The organism is Pseudomonas sp. TMB3-21 (assembly GCF_054898145.1).
Map to the genome: position 1 here is coordinate 3161393 of NZ_CM142718.1, position 14877 is coordinate 3176269.

Annotated in this window: 15 protein-coding genes; 13 read left to right on the top strand and 2 right to left on the bottom strand. The window is 58.5% G+C overall.

The window, feature by feature from the left end; translation table 11 throughout:
* The first annotated feature begins 110 nt into the window (after positions 1 to 110).
* The 7 genes from ACYZTS_RS14620 (at position 111) to ACYZTS_RS14650 (ending at position 6488) form a co-directional block, all read left to right on the top strand.
* On the top strand, positions 111 to 425 hold the full coding sequence (locus tag ACYZTS_RS14620) for a hypothetical protein (RefSeq protein WP_461990061.1): 315 nt from the start codon (positions 111 to 113) through the stop codon (positions 423 to 425).
* A complete protein-coding gene (locus ACYZTS_RS14625; protein WP_461990063.1) occupies positions 425 to 919 on the top strand; it encodes a hypothetical protein in 495 nt (164 codons plus the stop codon). Before ACYZTS_RS14620 ends, ACYZTS_RS14625 begins: the two co-directional genes overlap by 1 nt.
* 353 nt (positions 920 to 1272) lie before the next feature.
* Entirely contained in the window at positions 1273 to 2265 is a 993-nt protein-coding gene (locus tag ACYZTS_RS14630; protein ID WP_461990064.1) for a 2-dehydro-3-deoxygalactonokinase, read from the top strand.
* Between the two features lie 19 nt (positions 2266 to 2284).
* Positions 2285 to 2905 (top strand): 2-dehydro-3-deoxy-6-phosphogalactonate aldolase, encoded by a 621-nt coding sequence (locus ACYZTS_RS14635; protein ID WP_028620621.1) that lies wholly within the window; start codon positions 2285 to 2287, stop codon positions 2903 to 2905.
* Positions 2906 to 2965: 60 nt separating this feature from the next.
* Positions 2966 to 4114 carry a galactonate dehydratase gene (gene dgoD, locus ACYZTS_RS14640; protein WP_008152275.1) on the top strand — a complete coding sequence of 383 codons (1149 nt, stop codon included), beginning with the start codon at positions 2966 to 2968 and terminating at the stop codon, positions 4112 to 4114.
* A gap of 196 nt (positions 4115 to 4310) precedes the next feature.
* Positions 4311 to 5621 carry an MFS transporter gene (locus ACYZTS_RS14645; RefSeq protein WP_461990066.1) on the top strand — a complete coding sequence of 437 codons (1311 nt, stop codon included), beginning with the start codon at positions 4311 to 4313 and terminating at the stop codon, positions 5619 to 5621.
* Positions 5622 to 5681: 60 nt separating this feature from the next.
* Positions 5682 to 6488: an IclR family transcriptional regulator gene (locus tag ACYZTS_RS14650; RefSeq protein ID WP_028620623.1), complete on the top strand. Its 807-nt coding sequence runs from the start codon at positions 5682 to 5684 to the stop codon at positions 6486 to 6488.
* Positions 6489 to 6492: 4 nt separating this feature from the next.
* Here ACYZTS_RS14650 and ACYZTS_RS14655 read toward each other — a convergent pair whose 3' ends face one another.
* Positions 6493 to 7545, bottom strand: a complete 1053-nt coding sequence (locus ACYZTS_RS14655; protein ID WP_028620624.1) for an NAD(P)-dependent alcohol dehydrogenase — start codon at positions 7543 to 7545, stop codon at positions 6493 to 6495.
* Positions 7546 to 7738: 193 nt separating this feature from the next.
* Here ACYZTS_RS14655 and ACYZTS_RS14660 point away from each other — a divergent pair, with 193 nt between their 5' ends.
* Positions 7739 to 8629, top strand: a complete 891-nt coding sequence (locus ACYZTS_RS14660) for an AraC family transcriptional regulator (protein WP_461990069.1) — start codon at positions 7739 to 7741, stop codon at positions 8627 to 8629.
* 177 nt (positions 8630 to 8806) lie between these two features.
* Here ACYZTS_RS14660 and ACYZTS_RS14665 read toward each other — a convergent pair whose 3' ends face one another.
* Positions 8807 to 10471, bottom strand: coding sequence for an electron transfer flavoprotein-ubiquinone oxidoreductase (locus ACYZTS_RS14665; RefSeq protein WP_028620626.1), 1665 nt, complete (start codon positions 10469 to 10471; stop codon positions 8807 to 8809).
* A gap of 546 nt (positions 10472 to 11017) precedes the next feature.
* On the opposite strand from ACYZTS_RS14665, the gene ACYZTS_RS14670 reads away from it, so the two are divergent.
* The 5 genes from ACYZTS_RS14670 (at position 11018) to ACYZTS_RS14690 (ending at position 14775) form a co-directional block, all read left to right on the top strand.
* The gene (locus ACYZTS_RS14670) at positions 11018 to 11767 is read left to right on the top strand and encodes an electron transfer flavoprotein subunit beta/FixA family protein (protein WP_028620627.1); all 750 of its coding nucleotides are present in this window, start codon (positions 11018 to 11020) and stop codon (positions 11765 to 11767) included.
* Entirely contained in the window at positions 11768 to 12697 is a 930-nt protein-coding gene (locus tag ACYZTS_RS14675) for an electron transfer flavoprotein subunit alpha/FixB family protein (RefSeq protein ID WP_461990071.1), read from the top strand. It abuts the gene before it with no gap.
* 84 nt (positions 12698 to 12781) lie between these two features.
* Positions 12782 to 13600 (top strand): substrate-binding periplasmic protein, encoded by an 819-nt coding sequence (locus ACYZTS_RS14680; protein WP_461990073.1) that lies wholly within the window; start codon positions 12782 to 12784, stop codon positions 13598 to 13600.
* A gap of 9 nt (positions 13601 to 13609) precedes the next feature.
* Positions 13610 to 13966 carry a DUF4398 domain-containing protein gene (locus ACYZTS_RS14685; RefSeq protein ID WP_028620630.1) on the top strand — a complete coding sequence of 119 codons (357 nt, stop codon included), beginning with the start codon at positions 13610 to 13612 and terminating at the stop codon, positions 13964 to 13966.
* Positions 13963 to 14775 carry an OmpA family protein gene (locus ACYZTS_RS14690; RefSeq protein ID WP_461990075.1) on the top strand — a complete coding sequence of 271 codons (813 nt, stop codon included), beginning with the start codon at positions 13963 to 13965 and terminating at the stop codon, positions 14773 to 14775. Before ACYZTS_RS14685 ends, ACYZTS_RS14690 begins: the two co-directional genes overlap by 4 nt.
* Positions 14776 to 14877 lie beyond the last annotated feature (102 nt).

The following is a 14877-nucleotide window of genomic DNA, read 5'->3' on the forward strand; positions in this document are numbered from 1 at the left end:
GGAAGATACCAGGCTGTTCAACAGCGGTATACATTATCGGACATAGCCTTGGGGCTTGGAATGGCGCTCATCTCTCGGCTGTTTTAACGGATAAAGGTTATACCGTACGGATGCTGTTGACCATTGATCCCGTTGGCGAAGGCGCGATCGTTTGGGGGATTTCAAATATATACAGATTGCAACCTAAGCCGAAGGCACAGTACTGGGTAAATATCCGCGCCGCGCCACTAAAACCCAATGCATCGGATGGTGTTGCGGAATTTGGTGAGCAGTGGGAAATCACCACGGGGCCCAATGTAATGGGGCGAGTAGATGTGAATCATGCGGATGCTAATATCATGTATCTTCGACCTTTAAATAATGGAAAAACAGCTCGCCAGATTTTGAATGAATCTATATTGAATTTGTTTAGGGGTAATGCTTGATGTTGCGATTTTCTTTATTTGGGTTAATCGTGCTGTGTGCTTCCTGTTCTTTGAATCATGGCAAACCAATTGCAACATTGACGTATTCTGATATTGCGGAGTTGGAGGGTACAGGCATATATCAAGTTCGTTTTACTTCGGATGTAGAAATTCTGGAGTTATTCAAGTCGCACATCGGGCAGGGGTTGATCTGCTCTGTAGGAAAAGATCTCGACTTTTCGGTAGCCCACCAAATAAAGCGCTCTGGGTATGGTTTCGTCGAGCGCATTGAAGATGCTTCTGAAAAAAAATATCAGGCTCGTGTCATTTTCAGGGAATCAACTGGAGAAAAAGGTGCGGAGATTTTTCCTGAAGGCGAGGCGCTGAAGCATTGGATCGCTAGTGATAAGTATATTTCCTGCGTGTTTCGGTCTCACTCCACTACCTACAAGACCTATTTTTCGAACGTTATGCGTGTTCCCACTGGCGATTTAGTGCGCGCAATCGAAAAATAACCACGCGTTCACACTCCGGGTTCGGATATCGGTTTTGTGCAGTGCCCGTTCCCATAGGGGCCTGGTTCAGGGCTGGAGCAAACGCCCGCTCCGGGCGGCGTACACCATCATCAGAGGTCATGGACCTGAGCCCGGTTAGCGGATCAAGACAGTAATAGCTATGGGGTAGGAGCCCGCCCGAATGGAGGACTGCGCGTCATCTTCATTAAAGACTTGCAACCCGGATAAGCACTAGGTAGCCATGTATTGAATTTATCCCATATTATGAGACGACAAATTACATATTGAGATTTTGTACCTCCCAGGTTTATAGTCCAGCTCACTCACTGTCCAAAAAACAAAACAGGTGAACGATGCTGGCGCAATTGATCGCGCTCGATTGGGGGACGACCTCATTACGTGCTTACAAACTCGCCGAGGGTGGCCAGGTGCTCGAACAGCGTTCGCTGTCCTCGGGGATCATGCAGCTGCCGAAGACGGCGCGAGTCATCAACGGTCAGCTGTGCGCTGACGGTTTTGAACTGGCGTTCGATGAAGCGTGCGGTGACTGGCTCGACGCGCAGCCGGAGCTGCCGGTGATTGCCTGCGGCATGGTCGGCAGCGCTCAAGGCTGGCGCGAAGCCGCCTACTGCGACACGCCGGCGAACGTCGCCAATCTCGGAAACTCCCTACAAACAGTTCGCAGTCTGCGCGGTGTCGATGTGCACATCGTGCCGGGTGTGATTCAGCGTTCGACGCTGCCGAATGTGATGCGCGGCGAAGAGACTCAGGTGCTCGGAGTTCTGCAGAATTTGCCGGCCGAGGCGGGCGCCGATCTGTTGATCGGCCTGCCAGGCAGTCATTCGAAATGGGTCGAAGTGATTGATGGCCGCATCGTGCATTTCGATACCTTCATGACCGGCGAAATCTTCGCCGTCCTCAGCGAACACAGCATCCTCGGTCGCACTCAGCAGCGTGGTGCTTCTTTCGACGGCGACGTATTCGATCGCGGTGTGCAAACAGCCTTGTCGGCGGACGGTGAGATCGGTCCGCTATCGACGGTGTTCAGCGCTCGCAGCCTTGGTTTGACCGGTGAACTCAGTGCTGGTGCGCAACCGGATTACCTGTCCGGCGTGCTGATCGGTCATGAGCTGGCGGCGTTGGCCAACGTTCAGCGTCGGCGCCGTAATACCGCGCACTTGCCTTCGATCATTCTGATCGGCAACGCCCAATTGTGCAGTCGTTACAGCCGGGCGCTCGACGCCTGCGGTTTCGCTCGCGTGACGCTGGCCGAGCAAGCCACCGAACGCGGGTTGTGGCAGTTGGCGCTGGCCGCCGGACTGGTCGCAGCACATCCATCCCGTTAAACCTGAATGGAGGTCTGACATGCTTAAACAAGCACTGGCGCAAAACGGTCTGATCGCGATCCTGCGCGGCCTGCGGCCACAAGAAGCCGCGGCTATCGGAGAAGTCCTGTATGCCGCCGGATTTCGCGTCATCGAGGTGCCGCTCAATTCCCCTGAGCCGTACGAAAGTATCCGCATCCTGCGCAGTACGTTGCCTGCCGATTGCCTGATCGGCGCGGGCACGGTCCTGACCCCGGAACACGTCGAGCAAGTGAAAGCAGCGGGGGGCCAGGTGATCGTCATGCCCCACAGCGATGCCAAGGTTTTACGCGCAGCGAAAGCGGCAGGGCTCTACCTGTCGCCAGGTGTCGCGACGCCGACCGAAGCCTTCGCCGCGTTGGCCGAAGGCGCGGACATCCTGAAGCTGTTTCCTGCCGAGCAGATGAGCCCGGCCGTCGTCAAAGCCTGGCTCGCGGTACTGCCGGCCGGAACGATTCTGGCGCCGGTCGGCGGCATCACCCCGGACAACATGCAGGTGTTCATCGACGCGGGCGTCAAAGGCTTTGGCCTTGGATCCGGCCTGTTCAAACCCGGCATGACGCCTGAGCAAGTGGCGACCAATGCCGAAGCCTACGTGGCGGCCTGGAAAGCGCTTCGTTAAGAATCTTCAAGCGCTGCTAGCGCTGTATCTAACAAGAACTGCATTTATAAGAGGCACGAGATGAAAATCACCAAACTGACCACCTTCATCGTTCCACCGCGCTGGTGCTTCCTCAAGGTCGAAACCGACGAGGGCGTGACCGGTTGGGGCGAGCCCGTGGTTGAAGGCCGCGCGCACACTGTCGCCGCAGCCGTTGAGGAATTGTCCGACTACCTGATCGGCAAAGACCCACGCAACATCGAAGACATCTGGACCGTGCTTTACCGCGGCGGCTTCTACCGAGGCGGCGCGATTCACATGAGCGCGCTGGCCGGTATCGACCAAGCGTTGTGGGACATCAAGGGCAAGGCCTTGGGTGTGTCGGTCAGTGATCTGCTAGGTGGCCAGGTGCGTGACAAGATTCGCGTGTATTCGTGGATCGGCGGCGACCGCCCGGCGGACACCGCACGCGCCGCGAAAGAGGCCGTCGAACGCGGTTTCACCGCGGTAAAGATGAACGGCACCGAAGAGCTGCAGTTCCTTGATTCTTTCGAAAAAGTCGACCTTGCACTGGCCAACGTTGCTGCCGTTCGTGATGCGGTCGGGCCGAATGTCGGTATCGGTGTGGACTTCCATGGTCGCGTGCACAAGCCGATGGCCAAGGTGCTGATGAAGGAACTCGACCCGTACAAACTGATGTTTATCGAAGAACCGGTGCTCAGCGAAAACTACGAAGCGTTGAAAGAACTTGCACCGTTGACCAGCACACCGATTGCCCTCGGCGAACGCTTGTTCTCGCGCTGGGATTTCAAGCGCGTGCTCAGCGAAGGTTACGTCGACATCATTCAGCCGGATGCCTCCCACGCTGGCGGTATTACCGAGACGCGCAAGATTGCCAACATGGCCGAAGCCTACGACGTGGCGCTGGCGCTGCACTGCCCGCTGGGCCCGATTGCGTTGGCTGCGTGCCTGCAACTGGATGCGGTTTGCTACAACGCGTTTATTCAGGAACAGAGCCTGGGCATTCACTACAACGAGAGCAACGACCTGCTGGATTACGTCAAGGATCCGCGGGTGTTCGATTACGACAAAGGCTTCGTGAAGATTCCGAACGGCCCAGGGCTGGGAATCGAGATCAACGAGGAATATGTGATCGAACGCGCGGCCGTCGGCCACCGCTGGCGCAACCCGATCTGGCGTCATGCCGATGGCAGTTTTGCCGAGTGGTGAGTCCTTTCTGACTCCACACAAACCCCTGTGGGAGCCAGCCTGCTGGCGATTTCGTCGACACATCCAGCGCTTACGGTGACTGACACACCGCCATCGCCAGCAGGCTGGCTCCCACAGTTTGATCTTCATGGACAAGGAGATCGGCAGCATTCCATTTTTAATCCGACCTCAATAAACATAAAAAGAGGCACACCCCATGCAACCGCAAACCCTCACCGGGCAGGCGTCGTTGGTGGCGCCCAGCCGCAAGCGATTTTTCATCATGGTGCTGTTGTTCATCACCGTGGTCATCAACTACCTGGACCGCAGCAACCTGTCGATTGCCGCCCCGGCGCTGACCAGCGAGCTGGGAATCGACCCGATCCACGTCGGGCTGATCTTCTCCGCGTTCGGCTGGACCTACGCCGCCATGCAGATCCCCGGCGGCTGGCTGGTGGACCGCGTGCCGCCACGCATTCTCTACAGCGTCGCGCTGCTGCTGTGGTCGATCGCCACGGTGATGCTCGGCTTCGCCGCCAGTTTCATCGCGTTGTTCGTGTTGCGCATGGCCGTTGGTGCGCTCGAAGCGCCGGCGTATCCGATCAACAGCCGCGTGGTCACCACCTGGTTTCCGGAGCGCGAACGCGCCACGGCAATCGGTTTTTACACCTCGGGGCAATTTGTTGGTCTGGCATTTCTCACGCCGGTGCTGGCCTGGCTGCAGCATCAATATGGCTGGCACATGGTATTTGTGAGTACCGGTGCGGTGGGCATTTTGTGGGCGGTGATCTGGTACGCGGTGTATCGCGAGCCACGGGATTTCAAGGGTGTCAATGACGCCGAAATCGAGCTGATCCGCGAAGGCGGCGGGCTGGTCGATATCCAGGCCGACACCGCGAAGGCAAAAGCGAAATTCAGCTGGATCGACCTCGGAATCGTCCTCAGCAAACGCAAACTCTGGGGCATCTACCTCGGCCAGTTCTGCCTCAATTCGACCTTATGGTTTTTCCTGACGTGGTTCCCGACCTACCTGGTGAAATACCGCGGCATGGATTTCATCAAGTCCGGCCTGCTGGCGTCGCTGCCGTTTCTCGCGGCCTTCGTCGGTGTGCTCTGCTCGGGTTTCTTTTCCGACTTTTTGATCCGGCGCGGCTACACCGTGGGTTTCGCGCGCAAACTGCCGATCATCGGCGGCCTGCTGATTTCGACCTCGATCATCGGCGCCAACTTTGTTGACTCGACGCCGCTGGTGATTGCATTCCTGGCGTTGGCATTTTTCGGCAACGGCCTGGCTTCGATCACCTGGTCGCTGGTGTCCACCTTGGCACCGGCGCGGTTGCTGGGGCTGACCGGGGGCGTGTTCAACTTCATCGGTAATTTGTCAGCGATCACCACGCCAATCGTCATCGGTTTTCTCGCCACCGGAGATTCGTTCGCGCCGGCGATCACTTACATCTCGGTTCTCGCATTGATCGGTGCACTTTCCTACGTGTTGCTGGTGGGCAAGGTCGAGCGGATCAAGTTGTAGTCGCAGCCGTCGGGCGACCATAATGCCGCCCGTTCACTCGCTCAACGGTAAAGGCTGGATATGCAGGAAGACGCCCCAAAAATCGCCAAGGACGCCGCTCCGACTGGCACCCAGACATTGCTTCGCGGTCTCGGTGTGGTTCAGGCCGTGGCCAGTGGCGCCCGCGATCTCAAGGAAATCGCCCGGCTGATCGGCACCACGCGCAGCACTACCCATCGTCTGGCCAGTTGCCTGGTGGACGAACGCTATTTACGCGTGGTGCCGCAGGTCGGCTATCTGCTGGGGCCGAAGCTGATCGAGTTGGGTTTTCAGGCGCGTGAAGAATTGCCGCTGGTTACCCTCGCTGCTCCGTATCTGGATGAGCTGTCGGCGTTGACCGGCGACACCATTCACTTGGCGATTCGTGAAGGCGACGAGGTGCTTTACCTGCACAAGAATCCGGGACGCAATGGCCCGGAAATGCGCTCGCGGGTGGGCCATCGCATGCCGCTGGCGCGCACCGGGATCGGCAAAGCGTTAATGCTGGATGACACCCGGCAAGAGTGGCAGCGACTGTACGAAGTCAGCCTGCCGGCAGGTGGGAAAAATCAGTTCTGGCCGCTGCACCCGGAACAATCCTGGGAGCAGTTCCAGCAGCGCATGGTCGAGTATGTCGCGGGTGGTTACGCCTTTGACCTGGAAGACAACGAGCCGTCGATCCGCTGCGTAGCGGCACCGATTCGCGATGCCAGCAAACGCATCGTCGCCGGCATCAGCATCGCCAGCACCGTACCGTACATGCCGCTGGAAAAAATGGCCGAGCTGATTCCCCTGATCAAAGGGGTCACAGCCCGGCTCTCGGCGGAGCTGGGGCTGAAGATAGCTTGAAGGATCAGGCTTTCAGGGTCGCCATGTCGATCACGAAGCGGTACTTCACGTCACCGGCAATCATGCGGGTGTAGGCTTCGTTGATCTGACGAATGTCGAGCATTTCGATGTCGCAGGTGATGTCGTGCTCGGCGCAGAAATCCAGCACTTCCTGGGTTTCCGCGATTCCGCCGATCAGCGAGCCGGCCAATACGCGACGGCTCATCACCAGCTTGCCGGCATGCACCGGTGGCTCAACCGGTTCAATCAGGCCGACCAGGATGTGCACGCCGTCGAAACGCAGCGTATCCAGGTAGGGATTGAGGTCGTGTTGCACCGGAATGGTGTCGAGCAGGAAATCGAAATGTCCGGCGGCGGCTTTCATCTGTTCAGCATCGGTGGACACGATCACGTGGTCCGCACCCTGGCGACGGCCTTCCTCAGCCTTGCTTGCCGAGCGAGTGAACAACGTCACTTCCGCGCCCATGGCTTTGGCGAACTTGATGCCCATGTGGCCGAGGCCGCCCATGCCGAGGATGCCGACCTTGTCACCAGCCTTGACGCCGTAATGCTTGAGCGGCGAATAGGTGGTGATACCGGCGCAGAGAATCGGCGCCGCGCTGGCCAGGTCAAGCTTCTCCGGGATGCGTACGACAAAATGCTCGCTGACCACGATGCTGTCGGAATACCCGCCCATGGTGTTGCTGCCGTCCACGCGGTCCGGGGTGGCGTAGGTCATGGTCGGACCTTCGAGGCAGTATTGCTCGAGGTTTGACTGGCAGGCTTCGCAGCTGCGGCACGAGTCGACCATGCAGCCCACACCGACCAGGTCGCCGATCTTGTGTTGGGTGACGTTCGCACCGACTGCGGTAACTTTGCCTACGATCTCGTGACCCGGCATCAGCGGATAAACAGCAATGCCCCACTCGTTGCGGGCCTGGTGGATGTCGGAATGGCAAACGCCACAGTAAAGAATGTCGATCGCCACGTCGTCGGCGCGCGGGCTGCGACGTTCGAATTTCATCGGGGCGAGGGGAGTGGTGGCTGACTGGGCGGCGTAGCCGATGGCGGTGTACATAGTGAACCTCGCAAATGCAGTGACAAGTGAGGCTGTGAAGTCTGGGCGCCCAGCCCCGGTGTCGGCCATGACGATTCCTACGGCAGTCATGCCTAATCCTCCGGGATGTGCCTTCGATTGGTCGCATTGAGCGTCAGACCTGCGATGATGCTTTCATGCCTTTTTCCTTGATTTTTTCCGTGCAGGGTTTTCCATGTTGTTGACCCGTCATCTCGACGCCAACGCCACGTTGGTGTCATTGGTCCAGCCGCTGACCACGCGCGACGGCTTCGCACCGACCGCGTTGCCAGGCGTGCAGGTACTGCGTGCCAGTTGCGATGTTGCGCGGGGGCCGCAGATCTACGAGCCAAGCCTGGTGATCATCGCCCAAGGCAGCAAGCTGGCGTATCTGGGCCCGCGGACGCTGGAATACGGTGCCGGGCATTATCTGATTCAGGCGCTGCCGGTGCCTTTCGAGTGCGAAACGTTTGCCGCGCCAGATGGCCCTATGTTGGGCGTTTCCATCGCGATCGATCGCGTGCTGCTCGGTGAGCTGGTATTGGCCATGGGCCTGGCGCCGGGTAGAAATATCCAGGCGCAAACCCCCGAGTCGATGACCTCGGCCGTGCTCGATGATGCGATGCGCGGTTGCGTCGAGAGGCTCTTGCGCTGTCTGCACGATCCACTGGAATGCCAGATCATGGGGCAGGCTCGTTTGCGCGAATTGCTGTTCGTGGCGTTACGCGGGCCGCAAGCCGATGTGTTACGGGCGCTGGTGGAGCAGCAAGGGCAGTTCGCGCGAATCGCTGCGTCACTGAATCATCTGCACGCGCATTACACCGAACCGTTGAACGTCGAAACCCTGGCCAGTTGCGCCAACATGAGTGCCTCGACCTTTCATGAGCATTTCAAGCGCAGTACGTTGTTGTCACCGGTGCAGTATTTGAAACGATTGCGCTTGCTCAAGGCGCAGACCTTGCTTGTCGCGGAGGGGCTGGGTGTGGCGCAGGTTGCTCATCGGGTCGGGTATCAAAGTACGTCGCAGTTCAGCCGCGAGTACAAGCGTTACTTCGAGCGCAGCCCGGGGGATGAGCGCGCTGCCTGATTCACGGTAATTACTTGTAGGAGCCGGCTTGCTGGCGATTGCGTTAGGTCAGTCGACATCTGATTATCTGGGCGGACGCTATCGCCAGCAAGCCGGCTCCTACAAAGAGTGTGTCGTCTGAATCCCGGGCAACAAAAAGGCCCCCATTCAGGGAGCCTTGATGTTCAGGCGTTCAAGTTACATGTTCGGGTAAGTCGGGCCGCCAGCACCTTCCGGTGCCACCCAGGTGATGTTCTGTGCAGGGTCCTTGATGTCGCAGGTCTTGCAGTGAACGCAGTTCTGGGCGTTGATCTGGAAGCGCTTCTCGCCGTCCTCCTTGGTGATCACTTCGTACACGCCGGCCGGGCAATAGCGCTGCGCAGGCTCATCGTAGAGTGGCAGGTTTTTGCCGATCGGGATGCTCGGGTCCGTCAGCTTCAGGTGGCAGGGTTGTTCTTCTTCATGGTTGGTACCGGAGATGAACACCGAGCTGAGTTTGTCGAAGCTGATCTTGCCATCCGGTTTCGGGTAGTCGATCTTCTTGCAGTCCGCCGCGAGTTTCAGGCACGCATAATCCGGCTTGTTGTCGTGCAAGGTGAACGGCAGCTTGCCGCCGAAGATGTTCTGGTCGAGCCAGTTGAAGCCGCCGCCGACGATGGCGCCGTATTTGTGGATCGCCGGACCGAAGTTGCGGCTGGCGAACAGTTCGTCGTAGAGCCAGCTCTTCTTGAACGCGTCGACGTAAGTGGTCAGTTCTTCGGTGCCGTCTTTCTCGGCGAACAGTGCCTCGGCCACGGATTCAGCGGCGAGCATGCCGGACTTCATCGCCGTGTGGCTGCCTTTGATCTTGGCGAAGTTCAGGGTGCCGAGGTCGCAGCCGATCAACGCGCCGCCCTTGAAGACCATTTTCGGCAGCGAATTCAGGCCACCTTTGCAGATCGCGCGGGCGCCGTAGCTGACGCGTTTGCCGCCTTCCAGGTACTGCTTGAGCACCGGGTGGTGCTTGAGGCGCTGGAATTCGTCGAACGGCGACAGGAAGGTATTGCTGTAGGAAAGATCGATGATCAGACCGACCACGACCTGATTGTTTTCCAGGTGATAGAGGAACGAGCCGCCGGTGTTTTCGCTGCCCATGATGTCCATCGGCCAACCGGCGGTGTGCACGACCAGGCCTGGCTGATGCTTGGCCGGGTCGATGTCCCAGATCTCTTTCAGGCCGATGCCGTAGTGCTGGGCGTCGGCGTCGCTGTCGAGGTTGAAGCGCTTGATCAATTGCTTGCCGATGTGTCCGCGGCAGCCCTCTGCGAACAGCGTGTACTTGCCGCGCAATTCCATGCCTGGCGTGTACAGGCCTTCTTTCGGATGACCTTCGCGGTCAACGCCGAGATCGCCGGTGATTATCCCGCGGACCACGCCGTTCTCGTCGAACAGCGCTTCCTGAGCGGCGAAGCCCGGGTAGATTTCAACGCCGAGGTTTTCCGCCTGTTGTGCCAGCCAGCGGCACAGGTTGCCCAGCGAAATGATGTAGTTGCCTTCGTTGTGCATGGTCTTGGGCACAAAGAAGTCAGGAATTTTTTGCGCGCTCTCGGCGTTTTTCAACACGAAGATATCGTCGCGGGTGACGGGCGTATGCAACGGCGCGCCGAGTTCTTTCCAGTCCGGGAACAGTTCGTTCAGGGCGCGGGGTTCGAATACCGCACCGGAAAGAATGTGAGCACCGACTTCGGAGCCTTTTTCGACCACGCAGACGCTGATTTCCTTACCGGCTTCGGCGGCCTTCTGCTTCAAGCGGCAGGCGGCTGACAAACCAGCGGGGCCGGCACCGACGATGACCACGTCGAATTCCATGTATTCGCGTTCCACAGGCTATCTCCTACTCAAGGCTCAACAGTTTTTTTTCTAATTGGAGGTTTGGTGTCGCATCCATGAATTTCCGCGCAGGGCGCAGAACAGGACAATCGATAGACCACCTTTCTCTCTGGGTGGCGCATTATATCTACACCACTTGCAGCGTCCAATACAAACGTTTGTTTGAATCGGCTCCAGGCCAGTGAAATCAAAGTCACCGTGGCTTATGAACGGCTATTTTGCCGTATTGACCGGAATAGGCGTTCCGGTCAAGATACGGTCGGTTTTGCGCTCGCCGTAGGCTGACTGCAGGTTTCAGGAGCACCTCTAAAGGCAGGGCGATGGCGGTACAGGTGATGCGCAGCGCAGGTTCGGCTCGCAGTTTACACGCCACGATCGGTAATGACTTGTCGGTCACCACTGACGGACGGTCATTAACCGCGTGAGCTGCATTCACCTGCTCAGTTGCCAGCGTTTTTAGAGGTGCCCTTGCGCCGATGAGTATCAACCGCCAGGTTCGCCTTGGCGGCTTTCTTTTCACCGGAGAGTAACGAGGAATCCATGAAGGTTCTTGTAGCTGTCAAACGCGTTGTTGATTACAACGTCAAGGTTCGCGTCAAGGCGGACAATTCCGGCGTCGACCTCGCCAACGTCAAGATGTCGATGAACCCGTTCTGCGAAATCGCAGTGGAAGAAGCCGTACGCCTGAAAGAAAAAGGTGTTGCGACTGAAATCGTCGTCGTCTCCATCGGCCCGACCACCGCTCAGGAGCAACTGCGCACCGCGCTGGCTCTGGGTGCCGATCGCGCCATCCTCGTCGAATCCGCTGAAGACCTGACTTCGCTGGCCGTTGCCAAGCTGCTCAAGGCTGTAGTCGATAAGGAACAGCCTCAGCTGGTGATCCTTGGCAAACAGGCCATCGATAGCGACAACAACCAGACTGGCCAGATGCTCGCTGCATTGAGCGGTTATGGTCAGGGCACTTTCGCTTCGAAAGTCGAAGTGTCCGGCGACAGCGTTGCCGTGACCCGCGAAATCGACGGCGGCGCGCAGACAGTTTCCCTGAAACTGCCGGCCATCGTCACCACCGACCTGCGTTTGAACGAGCCGCGTTACGCGTCTCTGCCAAACATCATGAAAGCCAAGAAGAAGCCTCTCGAAGTGCTGACTCCGGACGCTTTGGGCGTTTCCACCGCCTCCACCAACAAGACCGTAAAAGTCGAAGCGCCGGCTGCACGCAGCGCAGGCATCAAGGTCAAGTCCGTGGCTGAACTGGTTGAAAAACTCAAGAACGAAGCGAAGGTAATCTAAATGACTATCTTGGTTATTGCTGAACACGACAACAAAGTGCTGGCCCCGGCCACGCTGAACACTGTGGCTGCGGCCGTCAAAATCGGCGGCGACATTCACGTTCTGGTAGCAGGTCAGGGCGCTGGCGCCGTGGCTGAAGCCGCTGCGAAAATCGCTGGCGTGGCAAAAGTGCTGGTCGCTGACAACGCCGCTTACGAACACCAGTTGCCAGAAAACGTTGCGCCATTGGTCGCGGAACTGGGCGCTGGCTACAGCCACATCCTGGCGGCCGCGACCTCCAACGGCAAAAACATCCTGCCGCGGGTTGCTGCGCAACTGGACGTTGACCAGATCTCCGAGATTATTTCGGTTGAAAGCGCTGATACCTTCAAGCGCCCGATCTACGCCGGTAACGCCATCGCTACCGTTCAGTCGAACGCTGCGGTCAAAGTGATCACCGTGCGTGCCACCGGTTTCGACCCGGTTGCTGCTGAAGGTGGCTCGGCTGCCGTTGAAGCCGTAGCCGCTGCGCACAACGCTGGCACTTCGAGCTTTGTTGGCGAAGAGCTGGCAAAGTCCGATCGTCCAGAACTGACCGCTGCCAAGATCGTCGTTTCCGGCGGCCGCGGCATGCAGAACGGCGACAACTTCAAGCACCTGTACGCCCTGGCCGACAAGCTGGGCGCTGCCGTAGGTGCTTCCCGCGCCGCGGTCGACGCAGGTTTCGTACCCAACGACATGCAGGTCGGTCAGACCGGCAAGATCGTTGCGCCACAGCTGTACATCGCGGTCGGTATCTCCGGCGCGATTCAGCATTTGGCCGGCATGAAAGACTCCAAGGTGATCGTTGCGATCAACAAGGACGAAGAAGCGCCGATCTTCCAGGTGGCCGATTACGGCCTGGTCGCGGACTTGTTCGAAGCCATCCCCGAGTTGGAGAAGCTGGTCTAATCCAGCCGCTTCACTTATAAAGAGCCCGGCCTTTTGGTCGGGTTTTTTTTTGCCTTCTGAAACAGAGTTGGATAGGAGAGCGTCGTGCGGCAAGTATTTGGTTGGTCAACGCTGCTGGGGTTGGCGCTATTGCCAGGGCTGTCGTTGGCCGCAGGCAAGTGCGAACGCTTGGTCGTCACCGGCAGCCCGGACGCGCCGCCGTACCTCTGGCAAGATCCGGAAAATCCAAAAAAGCTGATCGGCGCCAGTGCCGATCTGTTGCAGCACGTGGCGGGGCAGATGGGGATCAAGGTCGACCTGCTCTACGCCGGCAAGCGGTCGCAGGCACTCGACGAAGTTCGCAGCGGGCGCATGGACATGCTCGCCGATGCGCCGTTGACTGTGACTGAGCTCGAGTCCCTCGATTACATCCACCCGCCGTTACTGGAAAATGATTATCTGGTCTGGACCAGAAAAGACTCCGCTCTGGTGTATAGCCAGGCCGCCGACCTGCACGGCCATTCCGGTGCCGTGTCGGAAAAGTCTCGAATGACCTCGGAATTTGCGTCGTTCGCCGAGCAGCAATTGACCCTCGTGCGCACGCCAAACCTGACGCAGGCCTTGCAGAAACTACTCTTGGGCGAAGTGGAGTTTGTTCTTGCTGGGCGCTATTCCGGTCTGGCAGCGGCGCAGTCGTTGAGCATGGCCAATGACCTGATCGCACGCGATCAACCCATAGACAAACCGGGCCTGTTCCTCGCGGTTTCGCATAACTCGGCCTGCAACGATCCGTGGTTGCGCGGACAGCTGACGAAAAAGATGACAGAATTGCCCGCGTCCGGACTGGCAGAGGCTGCCTTGCAGCGCAATATCGAGCGCTGGAAGTCGCAGCAGCAACAACCTGTCAGTACCCCAAAACAGTAGGGATTTTTAGTGAGTATTCGACCTCTTTTCGCTGCCCTGGCCGTTGTGGCTCTGGCGGGTTGTGCAGCCGATCCGGCGCCGAATGAACAAATCCGCCTGACGGAACAGGCACTCATACAGGCCAAGGCCGTGGGTGCCACCGCCGACGATGTGCCCGAAATGAAGCTGGCGGAACAAAAGTTCAACCGCGCCCAGGGCGACATGACCGACGAATCCTACAAGCATGCCCGCATGCGCGCCGAACAGGCCGAACTGGATGCACGTCTGGCCGAGGCCAAGGTCCTGACTCTGAAAAGCCAGGAAAAGCTGAACGTGCTCGACACTCGCATCGCTCGCCTGCGCAAGCAGCTGGGAGATGCCCAATGAACCTTAAGTCAAAAGCCCTCGGCGGTTTGCTTCTGGCTGGGTGTGTCAGTCTCTATGGCTGCGCCGGTCAGCACAGCGAAGCTGCGTTGCAGCAGGCTGGTGCCGACTTTCAGAAGGTCAAAGAAGATTCCAACGTGCTGCGTATCGCGCCGAAAGACGTGATTCGCGCTGGTGAGTCACTGGCACGTGCCGATCGTCTGTCCACCTATTGGGGCAGTGGCTCCGACGTGCAGCATTACGCTTACCTGAGCCGGCGCTACAGCGAAATCGCCCGGGAACACACCAATCAGGCACTCAATGATGAGCGCGCGGCGAAGCTCGAACTGGAGCGTCAGCGCCTGCAACTGGCCCTGCGCGAATCCAAGCTGCTGAGCGTGCAGCAGCAGGGCAAGTGGCTCGAGGAACAGATCCTCGCGATGACCACTACCCAGACCGATCGCGGCCTGGTGATGACACTGGGCGATATGTTGTTCGACACCGGCGAAGCAGAACTGAAAAACTCGGCCAACCGCGTGGTGCTGAAGATTGTGCAGTTCCTGCAGCTCAACCCCAAGCGCGTCGTGCGCATCGAGGGTTATGCAGACAGTACCGGCGGCAAGCAGGAAAACCTCAAGCTGTCTCGTGATCGCGCGCAATCGGTCGCCGACGTACTGATTGACCTGGGCGTCGACGACAAACGTATTCAGGTCGAGGGTTACGGCGACGAGTACCCGGTGGACGCCAACGCGTCTGAACGCGGCCGGGCGCAGAACCGGCGCGTGGAGATTGTGTTCTCCGACGAAAAAGGCCAGCTCGGCGCCGCCCGCTAAAAGCCGCGTGTCTGGGAAACCCGGCCAGCCACACTGCGCCGGGTTTTTTGTACCTGCGAATACGCCACAAAGCAGTACAGTTTTTGCTGACACTGCACTGTA